Below are 26862 nucleotides of genomic sequence, written 5' to 3'. Positions count from 1 at the left end.
GCGCAGACCGCGGCGACGAGGAGTCCGATCGGTCGCATGGGTTCCCCAGACGGGTCGGGACGACAGGGGTGGTGGCGGCGGGCACCAGTGCAGCGCAGTCGACGCAGACATGTCAATACATGCTCGAAACCCCGCCGGATCGCGCACGAACGCGCACCCGGTCCGTCACCGGGGGCCGCGCCACGCTTCCCCCGGACGGAGGGCACCGGCTGAGACCCCGCCGCGGGGCCGGCACCCCGGCGGCCGCCCGGTGCGGGGGCGGGCGTACGGCGGGCGGGGGTTCGGGCGCGGGGCCGCCCGGCGTACGCGGTCGGACCGCCTGGGCATGCGCGATGCGCCGTCCTCGGGCACGCTCACGTGTAGGGCTCGCTGCTCCCTCTTGCTCCTGGCAGAGAGCCTCTTCATCTCGGGCCCGGCCGGCGCGAACCGCTCCGACCCGGGCCGATCCCGAAGCAGCCGGCACTCGATCGTGGCCGGGCCGACCCATGGCGCCCCCGCGGCAAGGAGATGTGCGCAGGATGACCACAACGTCCGAACGTGATCCAGAATCGCTGCGGCGGCGCATGTCGCAGCGTGTCTCCCAGTCCGTGTTCGACGGCTCCAGGCTCCGCGTCGTCCTGATGGTGCACGTGTACGACGGCGCGCAGCAGCAGTTCCTGGAGGCGTACGAGCAGCTCTCCACCCATGTCGCGTCCGTGCCCGGGCACATCAGCGACCAGCTGTGCCAGTCGATCGAGAACCCCTCCCAATGGCTCATCACGAGCGAGTGGGAGAGCGCGCCGCCGTTCCTCTCCTGGATCAACAGCGAGCAGCACGTCCGCATGGTGCAGCCGCTGCACGGCTGCGTCCGCGACACGAGGTCCCTGCGCTTCCACGTGGTACGGGAGACCGGCGGCCCGGCCGCGGGGGTTCCGGCGGAGGCCCGCCGCCTGCAGACGTTCCCGCGCATCGGGGACGGGGTGGTCCGGCACGCCCTGACGTTCACGGTCAGGCCCGGCAGCGAGGAGGCCGTCGCACGGATCCTCGCCGACTACGCCTCCCCCGAGCCCCGGGTCGACGACTCCACGCGGCTGTGCCGCACCTCGCTGTTCATGCACGGCAACCGGGTCGTACGGGCCGTCGAGGTCAAGGGCGACCTGATGGCGGCACTGCGGTACGTGGCCCGGCAGCCGGAGGTACGGGCCGTCGAGGAGGCCATCAATCCGTACCTGGAGCAGGACCGGGACCTCGACGACCCCGGTAGCGCACGGGTGTTCTTCACCCGGGCGGCCCTGCCCGCCCTCCACCACGTGGCGGCCGGTCAGACCGCCGGTGCGGAGGGGGCGGGCGCCCCGGTGCGCCGGTACGCCCTGCACTACCCGGCCCGGCCGGAGCACGGCATGCGCCTGGCGGAGCTGCTGGCCTGGCAGGACGTGGCGGCCGCGGAGGACCCCGGCAGCCCGGTGCTGCGCAGCACGATCTTCCAGCGCGACGAGACCGTGGTGCGCATGATCGACGTGCGCGGCGAACTCGAGGCGGCGGACCCGGTCGTGTGCCTGGGCCTGCCCGACCCGGTGCGGGCGGCGGAGCTGACGACGCTGTTCGACACCGACCCCGCCGGCCCCGTCGACCCCGCACGGCTCGGTCCGGCCGACCTGGCCCGCTTCCTCGACACCGCACGGATGCGGCTCATCACCGACCGGCGGTCGCCGGACGTCTGACGGGTGGGCGGTACCTCCGACCGGCGGTCGCCGGGCCCCCGCGGTCGCCGCGGGAGCCCGGCGACCGCTCGTACGGGGGACGGCGCCCGCTCGTACGGGGACGGGCACCGCGTCCGGTGACCGGTCGTACGAGCGGCCGGCCGGCAGGGGTCACGGCGCCACGGTGCAGTCGAACGCGTGGAGGTACGGGTTCACGGGACGGACGTCCCCCACGGCCAGGCCGGCCGAGGTGAGCAGGGAGACCATGCTGCGGGTGGTGTGCTTGGCGCCACCGACGTTGAGGAGCAGGAGCAGGTCCATGGCCGTGCTGAACCTCATCGACGGCGTGTCGTCGACCAGGTTCTCGATGACCACGACGCGCGCGGTGGGCCCGCCCGCCTCGATGACGTTGTGCAGGGTGCGGGCGGTGCTGTCCTCGTCCCACTCCAGGATGTTCTTGATGACGTACACGTCCGCCCGTACCGGGACGGCCACGCGGCAGTCCCCGGGCACGATGCGCACCCGCTCCGCCAGTGCGCCGCCGGGGCGCAGCCGCGGATCGGCGTTCTCGACCACCCGTGGGAGGTCGAGCAGGGTGCCGTGCATGGACGGGTACTTCTCCAGCAGGCTCGCCACCACGAAGCCCTGGCCGCCGCCGATGTCGGCGACCGACGAGCAGCTGGACAGGTCGAGGAACTCGGCGACGTCGTGGGCGGACTGCCGGCTCGACGTCGTCATGGCGCGGTTGAACACGTCGGCCGACTCCGGCGCGTCCTCGTTCAGGTAGGTGAAGAACTCCTTGCCGTACAGGTCCTCGACGACGTTGCGGCCGGTGCGCACCGCCTCGTCGAGGCGCGGCCAGGCGTCCCAGGTCCAGGGCTCCGTGCACCACAGGGCGATGGCGCGCAGGCTGTGCGGGTCGTCCTCCCGCAGCAGCCGGGACATGTCGGTGTGCCCGAACGCCCCGTCGGCGTGTTCCGTGAAGACGCCGTAGCAGGTCAGGGCCCGCAGCAGGCGGCGCAGCGGCTTGGGTTCGGTCTTCACCGCGGCGGCGAGGTCCTCGACGGCCATGGGGGTGTCGCCGAGGGCGTCGGCGACACCGAGCCGGACCGCCGAGCGGAGGGCGGCGGCGCAGGCCGCCCCGAACACGAGCTCCCGCAGCCGCATGGACGGCGGGGGTGCCGCGCCCGCTGCCGGCTCGGTGGTGCGCGCGGTCGTCGTCATGTGCGGCCTTTCGTCGTGCTGGATCGGGGGGTGTTCGGGTGCGGGGCCGGAGGGTGCGGGGCCGTACTCGGGTCCGCGTACGGGGCCGGGTGCGGGGCCGGGTGCGGGGCCGGAGGGGTCAGCACAGGCCCGCCGGCCGGGACGCCGCGCACGCGTTGTCCCGGAAGACGTTGTCGCGGCCCGCGTCGGTGTCGACGAGGTCGGCCGGGGCGTTGCTGCGCAGCGTGTTGCCGGTGATCCGGTTCCGCTCGTTGGTGACGCCGACGAAGCTCTTGAGGAGCACGACCCCGCCGGACAGCGGGGAGGTGCCGACGTTGTCCGTGATCAGGTTCCCGGTGACCTGGGTGTCCTCGGCCCCGGTCAGGACCACTCCGACGCCCTGCAGGAACGGCAGCCGGGCGGTCTTCGGGCAGTACTTGTTGTTCGCCACGACGCGGTTGGCCCGTACGGTCAGGTCGCCGGCCCGCGGGGGCGTCTCGTCGCCGACGACGAAGACCCCGGCGCAGTTGCCCGTGATGTCGTTGCGCTCGACCGTGAGGTTGCGCAGCCGCCGGACGGTCACGCCGATGCGGTTTCCCTGCAGCCGGTTCCGGGCGACCAGCGCGCCGCCGGTGTCCGTGGCGCCGCCCTCGGTCTTGACGGTGTTGGCGAGGAAGAGCCCCGCGTCGCCGTTGCCGGTGGCGACGTTGCCCACGAAGACGCCCCGGGTGGAGTGCTCCTGGGCGATGCCCCACTGCCCGTTGTTCCGGGCGGTCACCCCGCGCACGGTCAGCCGGTCCGTCCCGGAGGCCCACAGGCCGTTCTTGGCGAAGCCGGAGAGGACCAGCCCGGTGATCGTGGTGCGGGACACGGGACGCCCGTCGGCGCCCTCGACGCAGATGCCGTTCCCGGCGAGGGCGCAGCTGTCGGCCGCCCGCGCGGCGGCCGTGGCCGCGGGCGGCGACGCGGGCGGTACGGCGGCCGGCGGAACCGCCGGTTCGAGCACGGTACGGGGGCCCAGGCCGCGCAGTGTCAACCCCGACGTGGTCACCCGGACGCTCTCGCGGTAGGTGCCACCGACCAGCAGGACGGTGTCCCCGGGGCGGGCGGTGTCGACGGCGCGCTGGATCGACTCGCCGGGCCGGACGACGTGGACCAGGGGGCCGGTGCTCGGTGGGGCCGCGCCGAGGAGCGAGCCGCAGGCGGCTGCGGTGCATGCCAGGGACAGGATGTGACGGCTCTTCATGTCGACCACGCTAGGCCGCCCGGCCCGCGGGACGGATCGATGGGCCATTGGGGGGCGTGTCATGCCGGGCCCGGCGGAGGACGGTCGCCCCGCCGCCCTCCAGCGGCCCGCTCCGGTTCACCCCCCGCCCGTCACGTCCGTTGGACAGATCGGGTTAACCGGCGCCGTGCCGTCGGAGCGACCGGCGCCGACCTGGGGATAGTCGTACCCGGCGCCCGCCCGCCCCCAGGGCCGGACGGCGCGGCCGGACCGATGTCTTCACCGTCTTCGCAGAGGAGTTGGCCATGTCGAAGCCCCGCAGGTCCGTCGTCGTCCTGGCGTCCGCGAGCCTCGTGCTCGGTCTCGCCGGCTGGGGCGCGGCCGCCGCGGCCGACGACGGGCCGCGCGCCGACGCGGCGCCGAAGGGCCACGTCGCGGGCGACGGTCCCTGGGCCGAACAGCCCGCCGACGACGAGGACTCCGACGGCTCGTCCGGTCAGGGGTACGCGGTCGGCCGGGTGCTCGCCCGGTCCGAGCTCAACGTCCGCAGCAAGCCGTTCGTCCACGCGCCGGTCGTGGGCAGCCTGCGGTCGGGGAGCAGGATCGAGCTCGTGTGCAAGAACTACGGCGACGAGGTCGACGGCAACGACCTCTGGTACCGCCTGGTCGGCTCGACGAGCCGCTGGGTCTCGGCCCGTTACGTGCAGAACCTCGCCCCCGTGAAGCCCTGCCCGCCGCGCTGACGCAGCGGGCCGCCCACGACGGGCAGTTGCGCCGCGCCACGGCCGCGCTCGCGGCGGCGGGGCTGCGGCCGCAGCCGCCCGTCCCGTGCGGCGAGGCGCACCGGCAGGGCGACGGCACACGCCTCAACGGCGTCCGGCGTTCAGGAACCGACGCCTCGTCCTGGACCCCGACCCCCGGCCGGCGCGCCCCGCGGCCCGCAGCACGGCTGCGAGGTTGTTGCGGCTCTCCAGGGTGCGGGGGTGATCGGGACCGAGGACGCGTTCGCGGGTGGCGAGGACCTGTCGGTGGAGGTCGGCGGCATCGCGGTGGTGCCCGAGGTTCTCCAACGCGAGGCCCAGGTTGTTGCGGCTGGTCAGGGTGCTGGGGTGCGCCGGTCCGAGGAGGCGTTCGAAGGCGGCGACCACCTGACGGTGGAGGTCGGCCGCGTCCTGGTGGTGGCCGAGGTGGCCGAGTGCGAGGCCGAGGTTGTCGCGACTGTTCAGGGTGTCCGGGTGATCGGGGCCGAGGACCCGCGCGTACGCGGTGTGGACCTGCTGGTGAAGATCGGCCGCTTCCCGGTGCCGGCCGAGGTCGTCGAGCGCGAGCGCGAGGTTGTTGCGGCTGTTCAGGCTGTCGGGATGGTCGGCGCCGAGGACGCGTTCGTACCCCGACAGCGCCTCCCGGTGCAGCTCGGCCGCGGCCTGGTGCTCGCCGAGGTAGCCGAGTGCGAGGCCGAGGTTGTTGCGGCTGTGCAGGGTGTGCACGTGATCGGTGCCGAGGACGCGCTCGCGGGTGGCCAGGATGTGCCGGTGGTGGTCGGCCGCCTCCTGGTGTCGACCGAGGTGGTCCAGCGCGTTGGCGAGGTTGCTGCGGCTGAGCAGCGTGTCGGGGTGTTCGGGGCCGAGGATGCGTTCACGGGCGGTGAAGACCTGCTGGTGGAGGTCGGCCGCCTCCTGGTGCCGGCCGAAGAGGTCGAGCGCGTTGGCGAGGTCGTTGCGGCTGTTCAGGGTGTCGGAATGGTCAGGGCCCAGGGAGCGGGCAGTGATCTCGTGCGCGGCTTGGCGTAGTTGGAGTGCACTGCCGTAGTCGCCCGCAGCGCTGAGGGACCGGCCGACGTGGTCGACGGCGTCGGCGAGGTCGCGGTCGTCCTCGTTGGCGGTGTCCGCCGCGGCGACGAGGAGGTGGGGGGCGAGGAGGCGGGCCCCGTCCCAGTCGGCGGCCCGAGCACCTGTGGCCCGGGCCGCATCGACCAGGCACCCCACGAGGGCCTGCCGGTAGCGGTCGCGGGCCTCGGATTCGGTGGCGTGGATGTGGGCGGTGATCTCGCGTACGAGGGGGTGCAGGAGGACCTGTCCGAGGACGGGCTGCCCGTCGTGGCCCGTGGGCGTGTCCACGAGTCCGTAGGTGTGGAGGCCGTTGAGCGCGGCCTCGACCTCGGTCACGCCCGTCTGCTGCTCCGTGGCTTCGGTGACGAGTTCCGGGGTGAGGAGGCGGACGGGGACGGGGGCGGGCGCCAGGAGGGCCAGCAGTCGCAGCACCGACCGTGCAAGGGGGGTACCGTCGGCGGCGAGCTGGTCGAGGGACAGCTCCCACGTGTGGCGTACGAGGGTCCGCCCGACGGCCGGGTCGGTCGCCCGGAGCTGCGTGGCGCCGAGCAGAGTGCCCAGCTGTGTGTCGAGGGCGGCGGTGTAGGCGGTGAAGCTGCGGTGGCGGCTGCCGGGGGCGCCCAGGTAGCGGCCCACGGCGTGGAGCGCCAGGGGCAGGCCCCCCAGCCGCTCCGCCAGTGCCCGTGCCTCGTCGGCGGTCCCCGCGCCGGGTGCCGCGTCCCTGAGGACCTGGCTGCCGGCCGCGGGCTCCAGCGGGGCGACGCGGTGGAGGACGGCTCGCGCGCCCCACACCGCGGCATCGGCGTTCCGGCTGGTGACCAGCAGCAGGCCCCGGCCGCCGGGCCGGATCCACCCCCGGTAGGAGGCGACGTCCTCGCCGTCAGGACCGACGGCCTGCGGGGTGTCGACGTTGTCGAGGACCAGGAGCCAGGCGGGGGTGCGCTCCAACTGCTCCCACACCACGTCCGGCAGCGCGACGCGTCCCGCCCGGGCCTCCTCGAGCCGGGCATCGGGAAGGCCGCAGGCCAGCGCAACGCGGATCATCTGCTCGGCCAGCTCGTCCGGGGCACGCCAGCGGATCCAGAACACCCTCCGCGCTTCCCCGCGTGCGACGTCCGCCAGGGCGGCGGCCAACGTGGTCTTGCCGATGCCGCCGACCCCGCACACCACGGCGTACCGGCCCTGGGGTCGGGCCAGCAGCCGCCGCAGGGCGGCCAGTTCGCCGTCACGGCCTCGGACCGCGCCCGAGCCCTGGGGCGCGCGCAGGGAGGCCATGCCGGCGACCGGCGGTCGCCTCACCGGCCACGGACCCACCTGCGCGGCGCTCCGCGCGGACTCGACGGCGCCCAGACGGCGGCCGACCAGCTCCAGGACGACCGCACCCACGGCCAGCGCACCGAAGACCGACCACACGACCGGCGGACGGGAGGCCCAGTCCGGCACGGCGCTCGCGGCGTAGTTCGTCACCACACCCAGCGCGCAGGCCGCCGCCGCTGCGAACCCACTGACGACGGAACCCGCCCGCGCACGCCTGCCACCGTTCACACCGACCCCCAGCCCCACGACGCCGCCGCTCCCAGCATGCGTCACGCCGCCGCGCACCGTCTCCGAAACGGCAGCGCGCGGCTTCGGCCGCTCCCGCTCGCCTCGCCACGGGGGCCGCGTCCAGCGTTGCGCAGGCGCGCGCCGTGCCGGGCGGTAACCCTGCGGACGGGACAACCTTTTGACGCTCCGTCCCCTCTTGCCTTCCGTCCGTGGTGGATCCACCGAAAGCAGGAGCACGTGCCCGTCCTGACCCCTCCCCTCGTACGACGCGGTGCGGCCGTCGCGACCGCGCTCGGCCTGGTCGCGCTGGCCGGACCGCAGGCGGCCGGCGCGACCCCGGCCGCCGGCCCGCCGGCCACCGCCGCGTCGGCCCCTTCCCCGCCGGCCCCTGCGGCGCGGACCGCGACGGCGCCCCCTGCGACCCCCGGGCCCGGGGCCCTCCTGTGGACCGCGTGTCCGGCGGGGTCCGAAGCGCCGCGGGGCACGTACTGCTCCACGCTCAAGGTGCCCCTGGACTACGCCCGGCCGAACGGCCGCCAGATCACGCTGACCCTGTCGATCGCCGGCACCGGGAACGCCCCGCGCACCCTCGTGGTGAACCCCGGCGGGCCGGGCGAGCCCGGCATCGGCACCGAGAAGCTGGTGTGGGGCTCCATGCCGGCGAACCTGGGCTCCATGTACAACGTCGTCAGCTTCGACCCGCGCGGGGTGGGCGCCAGCACCCCCGTCTCGTGCGGGGACACCCGCACGCTGACCAAGCACCCGGCGCTGCCGTACGCGCCCGCGGACGCGGCCCAGGAACGGGCGCGGCGCACCGTGGCGCGGAAGGTCGCCGAGCAGTGCCGGGCCGCCTCCGGGGACCTGCTGCCGTACATGACCACCGAGAACGCGGCCCGCGACCTGGACCGGATCCGGGCCGCACTCCACCGCGACCGGCTGGACTACCTCGGGTACTCGTACGGGACGCGGCTCGGCGCCACGTACGCCACGCTCTTCCCCGCGCGCACCGGCCGCATGGTCCTGGACAGCGTGGTCGACCCGACCGTCACCACGTACGCCTCGCAGTTCGACCAGAACCCGGCGCTGCAGCACCGGGCCGGGCAGTTCTTCGCCTGGGTCGCGGCGAAGGACGGCACGTACCACCTGGGTGCCACTCCGGCGAAGGTGTCGGCCGCCTGGGACGCCGTCCGGGGCAGGCTGGCCGCCCGGCCGGCCGGGGGCCGGGCGGGCTCCGCCGAGCTCGACGACCTGCTCGCGTCCGCCATGTACACGGACCTCACGTGGGGCGACGTGGCGCAGGCCGTCTCCGACTACCGGCGCGGCGCGGCGGACCGTCTGCTCGGCGCCACTGACCAGTTGGCCCTCGGCGGGGTGGCCGCGGCGCAGCTCGCGTACAACTGCGTGGACGACGCGTGGCCGCGCGACTGGGCGACCTGGCACCGGGACACGGCGGCCTCGGCGCGCAAGGCGCCGCTGTTCGCCTGGCTGAACACCTGGTACAGCGCGCCCTGCGCCTACTGGAAGGCCCCGACGGCCCGGCCCGTGAAGATCGGCTCGGTGAAGGTGCCGCCGGTCCTGCTGCTCCAGGCGCAGGACGACCCGGCGACCCCGGTCGCGGGGGCGCGCCGCATGCACGGGGCGCTGGGCGGGTCCCGGCTGGTCGTCGCGGGCGGGGGCAACCACGGCCAGTTCCTGTTCGCCGGGAACGACTGCATGGACCGCCACGGCAGCCGCTACCTGCTGACCGGTCGGCTGCCGGCCGCGGACGCGACCTGCCCGGCGACGCCGGCACCGTAGCCGGCCCCCGTACGCGCCGACCCCGGTCCGCGCCCCGTCGACCGGTCCCCCGGGCCCGTCGACGGGGCGCCGCCCCTACCTGAGGTCGCCGCGCCAGTCGAACCGGCCCGGCACCCCTGCCCGGGGGCCGTACGCGGAGCGGCCGCCGGGGCCGAAGCGGCCTATCTCGGTGGGCAGGAGGGCACCCTCGGCCCGGTCGGCCTCCGTCCATCCCGTGACGTCGAGGAGGAGGCCGTCGAGCGGGCCGCCGACCAGCTCCACGTAGGCGTGTCCTGGGCGCAGGCCGGCTTCCGGGTCGTCGTGGTCCGCCCCGTACACCCGTCCGCGCATGATCCGCTCGTCCATGGGTCCAGCCTGCCATCCGGTACCGACAACGCCCCGTGGAGGAAGGGTCGGCCGCGGCCCGGGGCGGGGCTCCCGCGCAGGAGGCCGCGCCGGCGGTCCCCCCGTCCACAGGCAGGCGGTGGCCGGCGCCGTCACGACGGGCGGCCCCGTGCGGGTGTTGTCGGTGGCGTCTGGCACAGTGCGGCGCATGAACGAGAACATGCACGGCGCGGCACTGGTCGACCGGGTGATCGAGCGGGTCAGGGAACACGGCTGGCCCACGACGGACGCGCCCGACGTGACCGAACCGGTACCGCTCGCGCCCGAGGTGATAGACCGGCTCAGACTGCCCGGCGGGCGGCCGCTGCCGCCGAGCCTGCGGCGGTGGTTGGCGTTCGACAGCTCCTGGTTCTCGTCCGTCGGCTGGTACGAGGACCCGCACGCGCCGGTGTTCGGGGACCGGGGGCTGGGCGCGACGGCGGAGTGGATGTACGGCGGGGGCGGCCCCATGGTCGACTCGTTCACCGAGTTCGAGAGGCTGTTGCCCGCGGTGTGCCTGCCGCTCGTCGGCGGCAGCGACTCGCGCCGGCTCCTCTACCTGGGCTCGCCGGACTCCACGGGCGAGTACCCGGTGCTGGTCACCGACATCGACGACCTGCCGTACGTCGCCGTGATGTACCCCGGTCTGGACGTGTACCTCGCCGACCTGGCGGAAGTCGTCGATCTGGACTTCGACACGTACACCTCGCTCGCCGAGGACCCGGAGTACGGCCCGCGGATGCGCGAGCACGCGGAGAACACCGCACTGGGCGCCGACGGGCTGGAGCTCCAGGACCTGTACGAACTCGAACTCGAGGACGGGGACGGGGACGGAGACGGAGACGAATGAGGTGCGGGCCCCGGGTCAGGGCCGCCTTCCCCGCGCCGCCGCCACGCCGGTCGGCCCGTCGCCGACGGCCACCGTGTCCGTCGCGCGGGCCGTCGCAGTGTCGATGACGGACAGGGTGTCCGCGTCGAAGTTGCTGACGTGGACGCGGGAGCCGTCGGACCCACGGCCACGCTGTCCGGTCGTGGACGTCGTCAGTGGTCGTCGAAGTCGTCGTCGAAGTCGTCGTCCCAGAGGTCGTCGTCCGTCCGCTCGTACGGCACCGAGTCGGTGACCCAGCCGGCGGCGAGGACGAGGCGCGAGGTGCGGTGCACGGCGAGGAAGCCGAACGGGCGGTCGAAGGAGACCTCGATCCGGCGGGTCCGGTACGGGGGCGGGGACGCGGCCGCGCCGACGGCCATCCCCACCGCCGTGACGGCGGCCGCCTCGAAGCCCTCCGCGTGGAACCGGGCGACCGCGGTCTGGCCCGCCGAGCCGACGGCCAGCGGGCTGTCGCTGATGCCGGGGAAGTGCCCGAAGCCGGTGTCGGACGCCGTCTCCAGGCCGAACAGGCCGCGACGTTCCATCAGATCGTGGTCGGCGTCGACCGAGAAGGCCACCGTCTCGATGTCGAGCCGGGGTCCGGGCCGGTACGAGAACCGGGTGCCGACCGTGAGGCCGGGGCCGGGTGCCCCCACGGGCAGGGCGAAACCGTCGACCGACCCGACGGCCCGGGTGACGGCGGCGACCGCGCCCTCGAGCACCTCCCCCGGCCGGGTCCCGGGTGCGCCGAGGGCCAGGTGGACGTCGACGCCCCCGTCCCCGACGACCTCCAGCAGGGTCACCGGGCCGCACGCGGCCTCGGCGACCCGCACCCGGTGCAGGAGCGAGGTACTGCGCAGGAGCTTCACGACCTCGCGCCCCGCCCAGGGACCCTCGTAGAGCTCGTCCCCGACGGCCACGAACGGTCGGATCCAGCGCAGTCGCAGCGCCAGGGCCGAGGCCAGCACCATGGGCGGTGCCGCGTCGAGCGGCACGGGCACGCGGTCGACGAGCCCGCCGGTCCGGTCCGCGGCCCAGCCGTCCAGCGCCGTGCGGTCGGCCTCGGCGTCACCGGTGAGCGTGCCCCGGGTCCCGCCGGGAAGCCGGGCCGTCCAGCCCGGCTGCAACGGCAGGTCCGCGCTCGTCCAGACCCCGGTGGCCGCCGCCAGGCCGGGCACGCGGCCCAGCCCGGCCAGCAGTTCTCCGGCCGCGCCGGCCGCCCGGTCCGCCGGCAGGCCGAGCGCCTCCGCCAACTCCTTGCGGGCCGGGCCCGCCGCGCCGTCGGCGAGCAGGGCGAGCAGCGGCCAGAGGCCGGCGGCCGTCAGGACCGTGCCCTGCTCCCCGTCGACCGCGGCCTGCGCCCATCGGGTGGTGAGCCGGTTGACCGCGCGTACCGTCGTGATCCTCATGCCGGGAGGTTAAGTGCTCGGCGCCGAACGGCCATCCGATTTTGCCGGGGCGGCGCCCCGGTGACGTCACTGGTCCGGGCGGGACGAGCCGCTGTCAGTGGTGTGGGTCACAGTGGAGGGGACTGCTTCCGCCGTCCGCGAGGAACGGGGTGATCCCATGACGTACGCGATCCGGGCCGAGGGCCTGGCCAAGCGGTTCAAGGAGACCCGCGCGCTGGCCGGGGTGGACCTCGAGGTCCCGGCCGGGACCGTGCTGGGGCTGCTCGGGCCGAACGGCGCGGGGAAGACGACCGCGGTCCGCGTCTTCGCGACGCTGCTGACCCCGGACGCAGGGCGTGCCGAGGTGGGCGGGCACGACGTCGTGCGGGAGGCGCGGCTGGTCCGGTCGCTGATCGGCCTGACCGGGCAGTACGCGGCGGTGGACGAGAACATGACGGGTACCGAGAACCTGGTCATGATCGGCCGGCTGCTGGGCATGTCGCGGGCCGCGGCGCGGGCCCGCTCGGGCGAGCTGCTCGAGCGGTTCCACCTGTCCGACGCAGCGGGCCGGGCCGCCAAGACGTACTCCGGCGGCATGCGGCGCCGGCTGGACCTGGCGGCCAGCCTGGTCGGGCGGCCGCGGATCCTGTTCCTCGACGAGCCGACCACCGGACTCGACCCGCACAGTCGCGGCGAGGTGTGGGACATGCTGCGCGGCCTGGTCGCGGAGGGCATGACCACGCTGCTCACCACCCAGTACCTGGACGAGGCCGACCGGCTGGCGGACGGCATCGTCGTGATCGACAAGGGGCGGGTGATCGCCCACGGCACCCCCGACGCGTTGAAGTCCCAGGTGGGCGGCCAGGTGCTGCAGTTGCGGCCGGTCCGCCCTGCCGATCTCCCGGAGGCCCACGCGCTGGTCGCGCGGGAGGCCGGACCGCAGGCCGCGATCGAGGGCGACGGGGTCATCGCCCCGGTCAACGATCCGGCGATCATGCCCGGCGTGGTGCGGCGGCTGGACCAGGCCGGCATCGCGGTCGGCGAACTGACGCTGCGCCGCTCGTCGCTGGACGAGGTCTTCATGGCGCTGACCGGCCACCGCGCGCGGCCGACGGGCGGGGAGCCGGACGGCGGCGCACCGGATGCCGGTGACGACGACCGGTACGCGGCGGCGGGGAGGGCGTCATGACGGCCACGACGCTCCCGTACTCCGCGGGTCGCGGCGGCCGGGTGGGGGTGCTGGCGGCCCTGCGCCAGACCGCCACGCTGGCCTGGCGCAGCCTCGTCTCGGTGAAGCACAACCCGCTGGAGCTGGTGGACTACAGCATCACGCCCATCATGTTCGTGTTCCTGTTCACGTACGTCTTCGGCGGGCAGATGGCGGGCTCCCCGCAGGACTACCTGCAGTACGCGCTCGCGGGGATCATCGTCCAGAACACCCTGTTCATGAGCATGTACACCGCCATGGCGCTGAACACGGACCTGACGAAGGGCGTGTTCGACCGGCTGCGCAGCCTGCCGATCGCCCGCTCCGCCCCGCTGTTCGGGCGGATAGCCGCCGACCTCGCCAAGCAGCTGTGGGCGATGCTGCTGATGATCGGCCTGGGCACCCTGCTGGGCTTCCGGGTCACCGGCGGCGTGACCGGCCTCCTCGGCGCGGCCCTGCTGCTGATGGTGTTCGCCGCCGCCATGGCGTGGACGGCCGTCCTGACCGGGATGCTCGCCGGGGACGCCGAGAAGGTGCAGGTCTTCGCGTTCACCTTCATCTTCCCGATCACGTTCACGAGCAGCGCGTTCGTCCGGGTGGACACGATGCCCGGGTGGCTGCAGGCGTGGGTGAACATCAACCCGGTCACGCACCTGTCGGACGGCGTCCGGGCCCTGCTGCTCGGCACCCCGCCGGGTGGGGCGATCATGTGGTCCCTGGTCTGGGCGGCGGGCATCGCCGCGGTCTTCATGCCGCTCGCGATGCGGGCGTACCGGTCGCACACCGGGTGAGGCACGCCGCACGCGCGGCCCCTGCCGTCAGGTGGCCGTGTGCAGGGCCTTGGTTGCCAGGACGCCCGCGACGACGAGGCCGACGCCCAGCCACCACAGGCCGTCCTCGAAGATCAGGACGAGGGCCCCGACCGGTACGAGCAGGCCGGCCAGGGGTGCCAGCAGGGCGTTCAGGCCCGGCGGCTCCGGGCCCGGCCGGCCGGCGTCCCTCTGGGCGCGGGCGCGGAGGGCCTCGGGGTACCAGAGGGTGAACCGCACGGCCGCGATCAGCGCGAGGACCGGGATGATCCAGGCGGTCCAGAGGTTGTCGGGATCGTGCAGGACGAGGTCTCCGTAGCCGCCCGTGAGGGCTCCGACCAGGAAGGCCAGGCCCCAGACGCCGGTGATGACCTGGTTGGCCCGGAGGAACTGCGGGGTGTCCCACACGGAGGGGTCGGTCTGTTCCCGGGCGTAGGCGAGGGTGAAGGGGCGGCGTACGGCCATGGATCCGAAGGCGATGGCGACCAGCGCGAGGTTGGAGACCTCCCCGGAGTAGGTCTCCAACCACCGGAGGGTGCGGTCGTCCGCCACCGCGCCGATGATCGCCAGCCCGGTGAAGAAGACGAGGTCGGCGAGCTCCAGCAGCTTCCAGGAGCTGCCGGGGTGCGCCCACCGGCCCGCCGCGACCAGGACGACCGCCACGGCGAGGGCGATGCCCACCGAGACCTCGAAGCGGCCGGGGCCGGAGAGGATGCCGAAGATGATCCAGGGGGCCATGCCCACGACTGGGCTCTCCAGGAGACCCGCGATGCCCTCGCGCGCTGCCCGACGGCTCTGGGTACTCATGCCTCCAGCGTGGGCCCGGACGGCGCGTCGCGCTCGGCGGCGCGGAGGTCGGCGGCGGCCTCCTCGGCGGCCCGGTCGGCCCGGCGCAGCTCCTGTCGGGCCCGGCGGTGCCCGGCCTCCGCCGAGTCGGCGGCCGCCTCGGCCGCCGCGAGGCGCGTCCTGAGGGCGTCGAGTTCGCTGCGCAGGGCGGCCGCCTCCGCCCGGGTGGCCCGACGTGCGTCGGCGGCGTCCGCCAGGGCGGCACGGGCGCGCCGCAGCTCCTCCTCGGCCCCGTCCCGGACCCGGCGGGCGGCGGCGAGCCGCGCGGCGCGCTCACGGCCCGCGCGCTCACGGGCCGCGCGCTCCCGGACGGACCGGACAGGGGCGTCGGCCGTCTCGGCCGACCGGACAGGGGCGTCGGCCGTCTCGGCCGACCGGACAGGGGCGTCGGCCGTCTCGGCGGACCGCTTCGGGGCGGGGGCGGGCCGGGTACGCACCGGGGCGGGCGGTGGCAGGGCGCCCGGGGCGGGTTCCAGGCCCTCGAAGCCCGTCCGCGGGGCGGGCGCCGCGGTCAGCCGGCGGTCGGCCCAGTCCCGGCCGGCCGCCTCGTCGGCGAGCAGTCCGAGGAGGATCCGGCCGGTGTCCTCCCGCAGGCCCGGCGCGGCGCGCTCGCCGCGCGCCGCCACCAGTCGGGCGGCTTCCGCGGCCAGCTCGGCGACCAGCGCGTGCTGCTCGTGGGAAAGGGTCCGCAGCCGGGCACCGTCCAGCTCCCGGTGCGCGGCCCGCAGCTCGGCCCCGAGCCGCACCAGGTCCCGGGCCCGGTCGGGACGGGCCCGGACGAGCAGGTTCGCTGCCCACAGGGCGAGGGTCGGCCGACGCAGCCGGCCGAGGGCACGGGCGGCGTCGGTGTCCCGCTCCCGGCGGGCCCGGGCCACGTACGCGTCCCGCGCGGCCGTGAACTCGGCGGGGCGCAGCCCGAACAGCTCCTCGGTCACCGCGGCGACGTCCACAACCACCACCATCGCTCCGCCGGCCGCACCCCGCATCGCCCGTGCCCGCGGGCGGCCCCGCGCGCTCCTGCGCCGGGCCGTCGGCGGGCGGAGCGGGCCCGCAGGCGGCACAGTGGTGGTCCGGGGCCGCCGTACCGGGCGAAGGAGGCGCGGATGAAGGCCACGGACATCCTGCTGGACGGCTGGAGCCGGATCCGGGAGGTGGTGCACGGCGCCGCCGAGGGACTCGGGGCCGAGGAGCTCAACGCCCGGGTCGACCCCGGCGCCAACTCCATCACCTGGCTGCTCTGGCACCTCACCCGCATCCAGGACGACCACGTCGCCGACGTCGCCGGGCAGGAGCAGGTGTGGACGGCCGAGGGCTGGTACGACCGGTTCGGGCTGTCAGTGTCGCGCGGGGCCACCGGGTACGGACAGACCGCGCACCAGGTCGGCCAGGTGCGGGTGGAGTCGGCGGAGCTGCTGCTCGGGTACTACGACGCCGTGCACGACCGGTCGGTCGGGTACCTGCGATCGTTGACCGCGGCCGACCTGGAGCGGGTGGTGGACACCGCGTGGGACCCGCCCGTGACGCTGGGTGTGCGGCTGGTCAGCGTGCTCTCCGACGACCTGCAGCACGCCGGCCAGGCCGCGTACGTCCGGGGCGTGCTCGGGCGGCGCTGACCGGCGGGGCCACGGGCCCGAAAAGGCCGGCGGGGCGGACGGGGCCGGCGGGTCGCATGTGATCGGACGGGGTGGGTGGGGAAAGGGCGTAGGCATGTCCGAACAACCCGCTGTCCTCAGCAAGCTGCGGCGCGCCCGCCGCAATCCGGTGGTGGTCCAGAGCGTCCGTTCGACCGGGGCCGCCGTGGTGTCGTACGTCGTGGCGCTGCAGCTCAGCAACGAGCCGGCCCCGCTGACCGCGCCGCTGACGGCCCTGCTCGTCGTCCAGGTGACCCTGTACGCCACGGTCACCACCAGCGTGCGGCGGGTCAACTCGGTGGTGGCGGGCGTACTGATCGCCATCGGCTTCAGTGCGCTGGTCGGGCTGACCTGGTGGAGCCTCGGGCTGATCATCCTGGCGTCGTTGCTGGTCGGACACCTGGTGCGGGTCGACGAGTTCGTCCCGGAGGTCGCGATCAGCGCGATGCTGGTGCTGGGGGTGACCCAGGTGGGCGCCACGGCCTGGGACCGGGTACTGGAGACGGTCATCGGGGCGGTGGTCGGCCTGCTGTTCAACCTGCTGGTCGCGCCGCCCGTGTGGGTCGAGCCGGCCAGCCGGGCGATCGACGACCTGGCGACCCGGATGGCCGCGTTGATGACGGGCATGGTGGAGGAGCTGAGCGGGCGGACCACCGTCGCGGAGGCCGCCTCCCGCCTGCACGAGGCACGGCGCCTGGACAACGACATCGCCGGCGTGGACGCGGCACTGCGGCAGGCCGAGGACAGTCTGCGGATGAACCCGCGGGTCCGCGAGGGGCTGATGTTCCGGCTGGTGCTGCGCACCGGGCTGGACACCCTGGAGATCTGCGCCGTGGTGCTGCGCGTGTCGGCCCGGGCGCTGACGGACCTGGCGAAGGCCCGTACGGAGGAGGAGCCGCTGTTCTCTCCCCCGGTGACCCGGGCGGTGCAGGACCTGTTCGGCCACATGGCGCTGGCCGTGCACAGCTTCTCGCGGCTGGTCACCGCCCAGGTGAGCCCCAACGCGGAGGAGCAGGAGCGGCGGCTGACGGCCGAGCTGCGGATGGCCCGCCGGAGCCGGGACCTGCTGGCGGACCTGCTGCTGGACCAGGTGCGGGGCGCGCCCGCGCAGTGGCAGCTGCACGGGGCGCTGCTCGCGGACGCGGACCGGGTGCTGGACGAGCTCGACGTGGACAAGCGCTCGCAGCGGCTGCTGGAGGAGCTCGACCGGCACTCGCGGCTGCGGTACGAGCGGGGCCGCCGGGTCCGGGCGGCGGTGCGGCGGGTCCGGTCCGGCCGCCCGTCGTGACGCGCAAGTCGTGTGCAAGTGCCCTGCAACAGGGTTCCGAAGACTGGTGCCATGACTTCGAGCAACACAGACTCCCCCACCCACCCCTACACCCGCGAGATGGCGATGATCCACCAGGTGTTCCGCCGCGAGTCGCGCCTGCTGGCCGAACTCGTCCAGGACGTGCGGCCCGCCGACACGGCGCGCTCCGGGGTCCTCGCCGAGCACTGGCGGCAGTACTCCGTCGGGCTGCACGCCCACCACACCGGCGAGGACGAGGTGCTCTGGCCGGTGCTGCTGCGCCACCTGGACCTCGACGCCGAGCAGGTCCTCGCGATGGAGGCGCAGCACCGCGAGCTCTCCGACGGGATCGCCGCGGTCCAGGGGCTCATGGACCGCTGGGAGGCGCGGGCCCTGCCCGAGGACCGTGACGAACTCGCCGAGGCGCTGCGCAGGCACCACCGTCAGCTGTGCGCCCACCTCGACGAGGAGGAACGGGAGGTCATGCCGCTCGTCGCCCTGCACGTGAACGAGGAGCAGTGGCGTGCGGTGGGGGAACGCGGCCTCGCCGAGACGCCCCGCAACCGGCTGATGATCGCCCTGGGCGCGATCCTGGAGGACACGCCGCCGGAGGAACGCGAGGAGTTCCTCGCCCGTCTGCCCCTGCCCGCCCGCGTGCTGTGGAAGCTCCTCGGGCAGCGGCAGTACCGCCGCGAGACCGACCGGATCCGCGGTCGGCACGCCGCCTCTTGACGTGCCGTCGGCGACCGGCCGCCCTCCCCGGGCCCCGCTCCCGGATCCCCACCTCCTCCTCCGGACCGCCCCGCCCCGCCCGGTCCCGTGCCGTCCTGCCCCGTGCCGTCCCCGCCCCGTCCCGTCCCCGCCCCGATCGAGGTACCCGCACCGATGCGCATCGGATTCTCCGTCCCCCAGTTCGGCCCGTTCGCCGATCCCGACCGCACCGCCGCGATGTGCACGGCGCTGGAGGCACTGGGCTGCCACAGCCTCTGGGTGGCCGACCGGCTCCTGGCCCCGCTCGTCTCCCCCGACGGCTACCCCGGCGGCAAGCCGATGCCCGTCCGGTACGCCACCCACCTCGACCCGCTGCTCGCCCTGGGCCTGGCGGCCACGGCCACCGAGCGGGTACGCCTCGGCAGCAGCACGCTCAACGCGCTGTGGCAGCCGCCGCTGGTGCTCGCGCGGGCACTGACGACCCTCGACCTGATCAGCCGCGGACGCCTGGACGTGGGCCTCGGGCTGGGCTGGATGCGCGAGGAGTACCAGGCCGCCGGGATCCCCTGGCAGGGCCGCGGCGCGCGGCTGGAGGAGACCCTCGACGTCCTCGATGCCGTGTGGCGGTCCGACACGGTCGCCCACACCGGGCCGCTGTGGACGATCCCCGAGTCGACCGTCCTCCCCAAACCCCTCCAGGGTCCCAGGCCGCCGGTCCTGCTGGGCGGCTTCACCCCGCCCGCGCTGGAGCGGGTGGGCCGGCGCGCGGACGGCTGGCTCGGCGCCTCGATGCCGCTGCCCTGGTTCGACGGCCTCTGGGCGGTCGCCGCGGAGGCCGCCGAGCGGGCCGGGCGGGACCCGGCCGGACTGCGCCGGGTGTTCCGGGTGAACCCCGAGGTCACGACCGCCGAGGCCGACCCTGCGGAGACCCACCGCACGGGGACCGTGCGCCAGATCTGCGACCACCTCCGGGCGATGTGCCGGGCGGGGAGCGACGAGGTGCTCGTGGACCTCCAGCTGACCACGGAGTCGCCCGAGCAGTTCCTCGACCTCGCGGCGGAGTTCATGGCCGAACTGGCCGGGCCCTCCCCGGACCGGCCGCCCCTGCGGTGACGGCCCGCGCTACGCGGGCGCCGGCGGCAGTGCGGCCAGGGCGGACCGCGCCGCGCCCGCCCAGTGGGGGGAGTCCCAGGCGGCCGCCACCCGCTCGGCTTCGCGGAAATGGCGCCGGGCCGCTTCGGGGCGGCCCAGGAACCCGGCCAGCTCCCCGAGGGTCTGCGCGACGGGCCGGAACGCGAGGCTCAGGCTGCTCGTGCCGCCGGCCAGCCCCTCCAGGGGCACCAGGTCCTCGTACACCTCGGTGGCGGCCGCCGTGTCGCCGAGGGCGACGGCGGCCATGCCGCGCAGCCCGGCCAGGATGGAGAAGGCGAAGTCGCGCCGCAGCGGCACGCGTTGGCCGAAGATCTCCCGGGCCTCCTCGGGACGGCCGTCGGCCAGCAGCGCCAGCGCGGCGAGGCCTTCGTTGTGCGGCTTGTACCGCTCCCACACCACGAGCAGCACAGGCACCATCTCGGCCAGCCGGCCCTGCTGCAGCCGCATGCACCCCAGGCCCAGGGCGGCCAGCCCGCTCAGGTCCACCGCTCCCCGGGCGCGCAGCTCCGCCACCGCCGACGCCATGGCCTCCTCGGCCTCCTCGAACCGCCCCCGGGCCATGGCGAGCATGGGCCGGCGCAGCCTGGCCACCGCGAACGCGCCCTGGAGCCCGTACCGCCGGGCGATCCCGTCCGCCCGTACGAGGCACCGTTCCATTTCCGCCGGGTCGTTGTCGGCGGCGGCGATCCGGGCGGCGGTGTAGGCGCTCATCCAGGAGTACTCGGGGCTGTCCTGGGCGTCGGCCACCTCGCCGAGTTCCCGGTGGAGCTCCAGGTAGGGGGCGGGGTCGAGTTCGCAGTCGACCTTGCGCAGCAGGGAGGTGAGGGTCAGGCCCCGTAGTCGCGGTTCGCCCACGGTCCGGGCGAGGTCCACGGCCTGCCGTGCCACGGCCACCGCGCGGGGATCGGTGTCGTCCAGTGCGTCGGACAGTTGGTCCAGGAGCAGGCAGCGCTGCCGGTCGGTCAGCCCCGGGTCCTCCAGGAGCTCGCCGAGCTCCTCGACGGCCTCCGGGTCGGAGGCCGCGTACGGGCGCACCCGCCAGGGCGTCGGCTCGGTCCAGGTGGTCCAGGCCGCGACCAGCAGGTCTGCCCGGCCCTCGGCCCGGGCCACCCGGACGGCCTGCTCCTGCGCCTCCCGGGCGGGGACCACGGCTCCCATCCGGATCCGGCAGTCCACCAGCTGCCCGAGCAGCATCACCCGCAACAGCGCCACATCCTGGTCGGCGAAGGCGGCCGGATGGTCCGTGAGGAGCCCGAGGGCCGCGTCCAGGAGGGCCTCGGCGTTCTGCGGGGCGTAGCGGCGCACCGCCTGCTCGCACGCGAGCCGGGCGTGGCGGACCGCGGGCCCGGCGTCGGCGGTCACGACCGCGGCCGCCCGCAGGAGGTGGTGGGCGGTGGCGGCGACGTCGTCCGAGCCGAGGGCGATCAGGCCCCGGCCCAGTCGGGAATGCATCCGGGCCAGCCGCAGGCGCGTGAGGTCGCCCTCCAGGGCGTCCCGGACGAGGGCGTGGGTGAAGCGGACCGTGCCCGGACGCGGCTCGGTGAGCAGACCGGCGGTCACTCCCGTGTCCAGCGCGTCGAGGAGCTGCTCGGCATCGCTGTCGGCGGCGTGCACGAGCAGGGCCACGGGGGCCTCGCGGCCGGCGACGGCCGCCAGCCGCAACCCGGCCGTGACGGTCGGCGCGAGCAGGGCCAGCCGTCGCCGCAGCACGTCCTGGACCCCTTGCGGAACCCGGGCCAGCGCCTGCTGCTCGCCCTCGCCGGCCAGCAGGAGCGCGCTCTCGCGCAAGTAGAACGGGTTGCCCCCGGCCCGCTCCGCCAGGGCCACCGCGGCGTGGTCGCTCATGTCCGCCGCGCCGCGCTGCAGCAGCTCCACCGCATGGTCGTCCGACAGGCCGCCCAACGCCAGCCGCACCGGCGAGCAGGCGGCCAGCCGGGCGAGCGCCCCGGTCAGATCGCCCTCGCCGGTCCGGTACGAGCCCACCAGCAGCAGCGGTACGTCGCGCAGCTCCTCGGCGCAGAGCAGGAACAGCTCGATGCTCTCCGAGTCGCCCCGGTGCAGGTCGTCGAGCACGATCGCCAGCGGCTGCCGCACGGCCGTGTCCCGGAGCCAGCCGAGCAGCGCCCTGTGCAGGCGGAAGCGCCGGGCCGGGCTGCCCTCCGGCTGCGCGGAGTCGCCCGCGGTGCCGGGGGCCAGGAGGGGGCTGAGCTCATCGGCGTACGGGCCCGGCGACGCGGTCCGCGCCAGGTCCGGCAGCATGTCGAACCAGGCCCGGCCGGGCGGGGCCCCGTCGGTCTCCGGGCACTGCCCGTGGCCGACCAGCCAGCCCTGCTCGGGCAGTTGGCGGACGGCGGTGTGCAGGAGGCTGGACTTGCCGATGCCGGCCTCGCCGGAGACCAGGACCACCTGGGCCCGTCCGGCCCGGGCCCGGTCCGCGGCGGCGGCCAGCCCGGCCAGCTCCGCGTCCCGCCCCAGGAGCAGCTCCGGCGTCAGCAGCGCCGGTTGCCCGCGGCCGGGGGCCGGTGGTGCTGCCGGGGCCGCGGCAGCACCCGGCTCCGTGGCGGTTGCCGGGACGACCGCCGTGGCCGGATCCGCGGCCGTTGCCGTTCCGGCGGCCGGTGCAGCCACAGCGGCCGTCGCCGGATCCGCGGCCGTTTCCGGACCTGCGGCCGTCGCCGGGACGTCGGCCGTGACCGGATGCGCCGCCGTCGCCCGGCCCGGAGCGCGTGCCGGACCCGGCACCGGGGTGGTGGCCGCCCCGGCGTGCACGGTGGCCGCGGCCGGCGACCCGGTCGCCCGGTGGAGCACGTCCAGGCGCTGGTGCAGCAGGGCCTGTTCCAGTTCCAGGAGGGCGGGCCCGGGTTCGACGCCGAGCTCCTCCCCGAGGACGTGCCGGGCCCGCCGCAGCGCGGCCAGGGCGTCCCCCTGACGGTCGCGGGCCCACAGGGCGAGGGCCAACAGCCGCCAGCCCTCCTCGTGCAAGGGCTGCTCGCGGGTCAGCGCGCCCGCGTCGGCGAGGGCTTGGGCTGCCTGCCCGCAGCCCAGCCGTGCCGCGGCGAGCCGTTCCCGGGCGGTGCGGTGGAGCTCCTCCAGGCGGGCGCGTTCACCGGCGGTCCACGGCGCGTCGGCGAACTCGGCGTACGGCTGACCGCCCCACGAGGCCAGGGCCCCGGCCAGGCCCTCGGCGGCGGCACCGGCAGGCAGCTCCGCCAGGGAGCGGTCCGCCACCCGGCTCTCGAACACCCAGGCGTCCACGGCGTCCTGCGCCAGGGCCAGGGCGTATCCGTACGGCGCGCTGACCAGCAGCCGGGCGGGCGTACGCGGGGCCCGCTCCGGCTCGAGCACGCGCCGCAGGCGTGCGACGTAGGCGTGCAGCGACGCCTGCGCGCTCGACGGCACGCGGGCCGGCCACAGCCGCTCGATGATCCGCTCCGTGGGTACGACCGCCCCGCGGGCGAGCAGCAGTTGGACCAGGACCATCCGGGCGAGCCGACCGCCGGCGTCGACCGGTCGGCCGTCGACCTCGACCCGGAACGCGCCGAGCACCTTCATTGTGATCATGACAAGTACATCGTAAACGCCGCGTCCCAGCGCAACGAGCCGTTCACCAGGGCCTGGACACCCCAGCACGCCGGCTCCGCAGCGCAGTCCTGACACCGGGCCGAGTACCTGACGGACTCGAAGAACGGCCGGTCCGTCCCCACACCTCCGACGGACGTGGTGCGTTCGGAGAACTCGTTCAACGGCATCCCCCGCGGGCGCGTGGACGGCCGGTGCCCGGCGACCCGGTCAGGACGGGAACGCGGTGCGCATGGCCGCGGCGGTCGCGGTGGGGTCGTAGCCCTCGGGGACGCCCTCGACGAGGATGATGTCGCCCGTGATGTGGCGGGAGCGCAGCGGGGCGATCTCCTGGTACGCCGGGGAGTCCCACCAGGCGCGGGCCGCGGCGATGTCCGGGAAGCCGATGAGGACGACGTGTCCGGGCCAGTCGCCTTCCCGGACCTCGTGCGCGGTGTTGTGCACCAGGAAGCGTCCGCCGTACGGGGCCATGGTGGCGCCGATGCGCTCGATGTACTCGGGGATGTCGGGGTGCGGGGTCACGTCGCGCAGGTGGGCTATCGCGTAGGCGGGCATGGGGCAGTCCTCCCGGTCGGTGGTCGGTCGCGCCTCCCGGCCGGGGTGGCCGGCCGGGACGTACTGATCATCACAGGAAGACGGGCCGGGGGTCGATGACCTGTCGGGTCATCGACCCCCGGCCCGTCCGTCACGGTGCCGTCAGGGTGTCAGCGCCGGCTGTGCGAGGCGACGTAGTACGGCCCCGGGGAGCCGACGCCGGTCACCAGGTCGTAGCCGCGGACCGCGTGCAGGGAGCTGTCCTTGCCGAGGCTGCGGACCGAGGTCGCCAGGCCGCCGCTGGCGTCGACGCCGTTCACGAAGTCGACGCGGGCCACGGCCAGGCCCTGGGCGCCCAGCGGGTGGTCGGTGACGTCGTGGAGCATCGGCCAGCGCGAGTTCACACGGCTGTAGAAGCCCGGGTTGGCGAAGCCGATCGGCTTCTGGAGCGCCTGCTGGGCCAGCGCCTGGATGCCCGCGATGACCGGGGCCGCGAGCGAGGTGCCGCCGATGCGGTACTCGCCGTACGCGAGCTTGCCGCCCGCCCAGGACTGCGTCTGGCCCACCAGGAAGCCCGTGTTGGGGTCGGCGACGGCCGCGACGTCGGGCACGGTGCGCATGCGCTTGGTGCCGTTGGCCTTGGCCAGTGCGTCGGGGACGATGCCGCGCTGGTAGAAGGGCTGGGCCACGGTGGTGCTGGTGCCGCCGCCGGCGCCGCTGGTGAAGGCGCCCGGGAAGCCGGTCCAGGACGTGCCGTCGGCCGAGAGGGCGGCCTTCTTGGTGCCCCAGCCGGTCTCGAACTTGTACGTGTCGCCCTTGCCGACGGCCAGCGACGTGCCGCCGACCGCGGTCACCCAGGAGGAGTTGGCGGGGGTGTCGACCTGCTTCTTGCCGGTGTTGGCGACCTCGTCGCCGTCGTCGCCGGAGGAGAAGTAGAAGCCGATGCCCTCGGCCGTACCCATCTTGAAGGTGTGGTCGTAGGCGGCCGCGAGGGCCGGGGTCTGGTTGGCCTCGACGTCGCCCCAGGAGTTGGAGACGATGTCGGCGAGGTGCTTGTCGACGACCTTGTCGAGGGCGTCGAGCAGGTCGGGGTCGTTGCAGGAGGCGCCCGCGACGTAGACGATCTTCGCCTCGGGAGCGACCGCGTGCACGGCCTCGACGTCGAGGGTCTCCTCGCCGTACCACCCGGCCGCGTCGCAGTCCTTGACGTGGGTGTACTTCGCCGGGGTGACCTGGCGCAGGCCGCCGGTGCGGTACGGGGCGTCGCCGTTGCGGGCCGCGTACGTGCGGGCGTCCTTGGCGATGGTCGGCGAGGCGTACGCGTCGGTGATCGCGACCGTGACGCCCTTGCCGGTGTAGCGGCCGGCGCCGTAGGCGGCGCGCAGCTGGCGGCCGGTGTAGCCCTTGATCGCGTACGGGACCTTCCTGCCGTACGCGGACGGCAGGGAGGTCGCGGTGCGCGAGCCGTAGTAGCTGGAGAACGGGCCGGAGTTGCGGAAGCCCTGGCCCGGGCGGGGCAGGGTGTCCTTGTGCGAGGCCCGGTGCGGGGCGTCGTCGAGGCCGGAGACGGTCAGCACGGCGGCGGCGACCGAGGCCGGGGCGGTGGCGTTGCGGACCGGGGCGCGGTAGGTGCGGCCGTCCTTGCGGAAGCTGTGCAGGGGGGTGGCGAAGGCCTGCTCGGCGGCGGCGACGGTGCCCGTGACCTCGATGTAGTGGTCGTTGGTCGCGGTCACGGTGAGGCCCGCGGAGCGCAGCCAGGCGGCGACGGCGGCCTTCTGGCCTTCGGTGGCACCGAACCGGCTGCGGGCCTGGTCGGCCGTCAGGTACTGGCCGTAGAGGGGCGAGTGCGGGTCCGAGACGGCGGTCGCGAAGGCGGTCAGGCCCTGCGGGTCGCGGCCGGCGAGGTGCACGCGGGCCGTGACCGTGGCCTGGCGCGCGGCGCTGCCGAGGTCCGCCGGGCCGGTGGCCCAGGCGGGCTGGGTGCCCTGCAGTGCGACGCGTCCGCCGGGGGCCGGATCGGCGGCCTGGGCGGACGGGGCGCCGAAGGTGAGCGCGCCCGCGAGGGCCGGCAGCACCGCGGCGGCGGCGATCAGCGCGCGTGACTGCCCGCTGCGTCGTCTTCTCATGTATGTCCCTGCCATGACGTGTGTGGGGTTGGCCGCGCACTCCGGGGTGACCGGTGTGCGGGCGGTACCGCGCCATGGTTGTCAGGAACAGTTCACGTCAGGGGCAGGTGTTGATCAAGAGACGCCAAAGTTATGCCCAGGGGCGGGAATTGACGGAGGGGCATGTCGGACATGGACGCACGAAAACGGTCCGGCTCCGCACGGGGCGGAGCCGGACCGTCGGCCGTCGGGACCGGTCAGGCCCGGGAGCGGGTGGGCTCCCAGCGGTAGAAGCAGTGGGCCATGGCGTCCTTCGGGCTGCGCCAGGTCTCGGGGTCGTACGGGCTGACGTACGCCTCCAGACGCTCGCTGATGCCGCGGAACTCGGGGTGCGTGCTCGCCTTGGCGATGGCCGGGCCCAGCGGGTTCTCGGACTCGATGAGGTGCAGGTACACGTCACCGAACTGGAAGAGGCTGCGCCGGCTGACCCCGATGATGCGGGGCAGCTCGCCGCGGTCGGAGTCGGCGAAGACGCCGGCGATGTCGGGTGCCGAGCCGGGCGCCATGCGGGCGACGATCAGGGCGTGGTGCATGGGGGTCCTGTCTGGTGGGCGGTGGGCCGGTCAGTTCGGCAGGACGGAGGCGGTGTTCCGCTCGCGGGCCGCCTGCTCGATCTTGTCCCTGATGAGGGCCATCTGGACGCGCGAGTTGCGGTTGATGTTGCCGGTCATCCACGCGTCGTCCACGGGGGCGTCGGGCTTCATCGCGAAGTCCTGCGTCCACTTCATGAGGGTGCCGTCCGGGGTCTCGGCGTACTCCCACCGGATGTTCATGTGCGCGAACGGGCCGGTCTCGACGCGGTGGGCGCGGACGGTGCGGGCGGCCTCGTCCGTGGTCCGCGCGGAGACCCAGCTCCACACGGTGCCGTTCTCGTCCGGGTGCATGGTGAGTCGGAAGGTGGTGGTGGCGCCCTCCCGGGAGAGGACCTCGACGGAGGCGTACTCGCTGAACAGGTCCGGCCAGTTCTCGATGTCGTTGGTGGTGTCCCAGACGAGGTCGAGGGGGGCGGCGATGACGATCTCGTTCTCGGTGTGTCCGCTCAT

At 74.9% G+C, this 26862-nt stretch carries 23 protein-coding genes; 10 read left to right on the top strand and 13 right to left on the bottom strand.

Annotated features, from left to right (window positions below; genetic code table 11):
* The first annotated feature begins 518 nt into the window (after positions 1 to 518).
* Positions 519 to 1700, top strand: a complete 1182-nt coding sequence (locus IF43_RS0124385) for a SchA/CurD-like domain-containing protein (RefSeq protein ID WP_030204402.1) — start codon at positions 519 to 521, stop codon at positions 1698 to 1700.
* A gap of 150 nt (positions 1701 to 1850) precedes the next feature.
* Here the strand turns inward: IF43_RS0124385 and IF43_RS0124380 are convergent, their stop codons facing one another.
* Positions 1851 to 2903: a methyltransferase gene (locus tag IF43_RS0124380; protein ID WP_030204401.1), complete on the bottom strand. Its 1053-nt coding sequence runs from the start codon at positions 2901 to 2903 to the stop codon at positions 1851 to 1853.
* A gap of 118 nt (positions 2904 to 3021) precedes the next feature.
* Positions 3022 to 4128 (bottom strand): nitrous oxide reductase family maturation protein NosD, encoded by a 1107-nt coding sequence (locus IF43_RS0124375; RefSeq protein ID WP_030204400.1) that lies wholly within the window; start codon positions 4126 to 4128, stop codon positions 3022 to 3024.
* 284 nt (positions 4129 to 4412) lie between these two features.
* Here IF43_RS0124375 and IF43_RS38265 point away from each other — a divergent pair, with 284 nt between their 5' ends.
* Positions 4413 to 4850, top strand: coding sequence for an SH3 domain-containing protein (locus IF43_RS38265; RefSeq protein WP_051796004.1), 438 nt, complete (start codon positions 4413 to 4415; stop codon positions 4848 to 4850).
* A gap of 123 nt (positions 4851 to 4973) precedes the next feature.
* Here the strand turns inward: IF43_RS38265 and fxsT are convergent, their stop codons facing one another.
* Positions 4974 to 7403, bottom strand: coding sequence for an FxSxx-COOH system tetratricopeptide repeat protein (gene fxsT / locus IF43_RS0124365; protein WP_158939480.1), 2430 nt, complete (start codon positions 7401 to 7403; stop codon positions 4974 to 4976).
* A 315-nt stretch (positions 7404 to 7718) separates the two neighbouring features.
* Here fxsT and IF43_RS0124360 point away from each other — a divergent pair, with 315 nt between their 5' ends.
* Positions 7719 to 9278, top strand: a complete 1560-nt coding sequence (locus IF43_RS0124360) for an alpha/beta hydrolase (RefSeq protein ID WP_063753388.1) — start codon at positions 7719 to 7721, stop codon at positions 9276 to 9278.
* 75 nt (positions 9279 to 9353) lie between these two features.
* On the opposite strand, the gene IF43_RS0124355 is transcribed toward IF43_RS0124360, so the two are convergent.
* The gene (locus IF43_RS0124355; RefSeq protein WP_030204394.1) at positions 9354 to 9623 is read right to left on the bottom strand and encodes a hypothetical protein; all 270 of its coding nucleotides are present in this window, start codon (positions 9621 to 9623) and stop codon (positions 9354 to 9356) included.
* 187 nt (positions 9624 to 9810) lie between these two features.
* On the opposite strand from IF43_RS0124355, the gene IF43_RS0124350 reads away from it, so the two are divergent.
* The gene (locus IF43_RS0124350; protein ID WP_199922777.1) at positions 9811 to 10491 is read left to right on the top strand and encodes a hypothetical protein; all 681 of its coding nucleotides are present in this window, start codon (positions 9811 to 9813) and stop codon (positions 10489 to 10491) included.
* Between the two features lie 15 nt (positions 10492 to 10506).
* Here the strand turns inward: IF43_RS0124350 and IF43_RS43920 are convergent, their stop codons facing one another.
* Together IF43_RS43920 and IF43_RS0124345 are read right to left on the bottom strand one after the other, a co-directional pair.
* A complete protein-coding gene (locus IF43_RS43920; protein WP_369405193.1) occupies positions 10507 to 10686 on the bottom strand; it encodes a hypothetical protein in 180 nt (59 codons plus the stop codon).
* A complete protein-coding gene (locus IF43_RS0124345; protein ID WP_030204389.1) occupies positions 10683 to 11918 on the bottom strand; it encodes a serpin family protein in 1236 nt (411 codons plus the stop codon). Before IF43_RS0124345 ends, IF43_RS43920 begins: the two co-directional genes overlap by 4 nt.
* A 157-nt stretch (positions 11919 to 12075) precedes the next feature.
* Between IF43_RS0124345 and IF43_RS0124340 the strand changes: the two genes are divergently transcribed.
* Both IF43_RS0124340 and IF43_RS0124335 read left to right on the top strand, forming a co-directional pair.
* On the top strand, positions 12076 to 13086 hold the full coding sequence (locus IF43_RS0124340; RefSeq protein WP_030204386.1) for a daunorubicin resistance protein DrrA family ABC transporter ATP-binding protein: 1011 nt from the start codon (positions 12076 to 12078) through the stop codon (positions 13084 to 13086).
* Positions 13083 to 13895: an ABC transporter permease gene (locus IF43_RS0124335; RefSeq protein ID WP_030204385.1), complete on the top strand. Its 813-nt coding sequence runs from the start codon at positions 13083 to 13085 to the stop codon at positions 13893 to 13895. Before IF43_RS0124340 ends, IF43_RS0124335 begins: the two co-directional genes overlap by 4 nt.
* A gap of 27 nt (positions 13896 to 13922) precedes the next feature.
* Here IF43_RS0124335 and IF43_RS0124330 read toward each other — a convergent pair whose 3' ends face one another.
* Both IF43_RS0124330 and IF43_RS38260 read right to left on the bottom strand, forming a co-directional pair.
* On the bottom strand, positions 13923 to 14720 hold the full coding sequence (locus tag IF43_RS0124330) for a hypothetical protein (RefSeq protein ID WP_030204382.1): 798 nt from the start codon (positions 14718 to 14720) through the stop codon (positions 13923 to 13925).
* Entirely contained in the window at positions 14717 to 15721 is a 1005-nt protein-coding gene (locus IF43_RS38260) for a hypothetical protein (protein ID WP_158939478.1), read from the bottom strand. Before IF43_RS38260 ends, IF43_RS0124330 begins: the two co-directional genes overlap by 4 nt.
* Positions 15722 to 15862: 141 nt before the next feature.
* On the opposite strand from IF43_RS38260, the gene IF43_RS0124315 reads away from it, so the two are divergent.
* The 4 genes from IF43_RS0124315 to IF43_RS0124300 all read left to right on the top strand — a co-directional run bounded on the left by IF43_RS0124315 (position 15863) and on the right by IF43_RS0124300 (position 19502).
* Entirely contained in the window at positions 15863 to 16372 is a 510-nt protein-coding gene (locus tag IF43_RS0124315) for a DinB family protein (protein ID WP_030204377.1), read from the top strand.
* Between the two features lie 94 nt (positions 16373 to 16466).
* On the top strand, positions 16467 to 17678 hold the full coding sequence (locus IF43_RS0124310) for an aromatic acid exporter family protein (RefSeq protein WP_030204373.1): 1212 nt from the start codon (positions 16467 to 16469) through the stop codon (positions 17676 to 17678).
* A gap of 51 nt (positions 17679 to 17729) precedes the next feature.
* The gene (locus IF43_RS0124305) at positions 17730 to 18410 is read left to right on the top strand and encodes a hemerythrin domain-containing protein (RefSeq protein WP_030204371.1); all 681 of its coding nucleotides are present in this window, start codon (positions 17730 to 17732) and stop codon (positions 18408 to 18410) included.
* A gap of 153 nt (positions 18411 to 18563) precedes the next feature.
* Positions 18564 to 19502: a TIGR03619 family F420-dependent LLM class oxidoreductase gene (locus IF43_RS0124300; RefSeq protein ID WP_030204368.1), complete on the top strand. Its 939-nt coding sequence runs from the start codon at positions 18564 to 18566 to the stop codon at positions 19500 to 19502.
* 9 nt (positions 19503 to 19511) lie between these two features.
* On the opposite strand, the gene IF43_RS0124295 is transcribed toward IF43_RS0124300, so the two are convergent.
* The 5 genes from IF43_RS0124295 to IF43_RS0124270 form a co-directional block, all read right to left on the bottom strand.
* Positions 19512 to 23102 (bottom strand): BTAD domain-containing putative transcriptional regulator, encoded by a 3591-nt coding sequence (locus tag IF43_RS0124295; protein WP_030204362.1) that lies wholly within the window; start codon positions 23100 to 23102, stop codon positions 19512 to 19514.
* A gap of 228 nt (positions 23103 to 23330) precedes the next feature.
* Complete coding sequence (locus tag IF43_RS0124285) at positions 23331 to 23675, bottom strand: DUF1330 domain-containing protein (protein ID WP_030204360.1); 345 nt, start codon at positions 23673 to 23675, stop codon at positions 23331 to 23333.
* 149 nt (positions 23676 to 23824) lie between these two features.
* Positions 23825 to 25780: a protease pro-enzyme activation domain-containing protein gene (locus tag IF43_RS0124280; RefSeq protein ID WP_030204359.1), complete on the bottom strand. Its 1956-nt coding sequence runs from the start codon at positions 25778 to 25780 to the stop codon at positions 23825 to 23827.
* A 236-nt stretch (positions 25781 to 26016) separates the two neighbouring features.
* Positions 26017 to 26352 (bottom strand): TcmI family type II polyketide cyclase, encoded by a 336-nt coding sequence (locus tag IF43_RS0124275; protein ID WP_030204358.1) that lies wholly within the window; start codon positions 26350 to 26352, stop codon positions 26017 to 26019.
* A 30-nt stretch (positions 26353 to 26382) separates the two neighbouring features.
* The gene (locus IF43_RS0124270) at positions 26383 to 26862 is read right to left on the bottom strand and encodes an SRPBCC family protein (protein ID WP_030204357.1); all 480 of its coding nucleotides are present in this window, start codon (positions 26860 to 26862) and stop codon (positions 26383 to 26385) included.

The sequence above is a fragment of the Streptomyces sp. NRRL S-87 genome (genome assembly GCF_000719335.1).
Lineage (GTDB): Bacteria > Actinomycetota > Actinomycetes > Streptomycetales > Streptomycetaceae > Streptomyces.
This window is presented reverse-complemented; position numbering and strand designations above follow the sequence as displayed.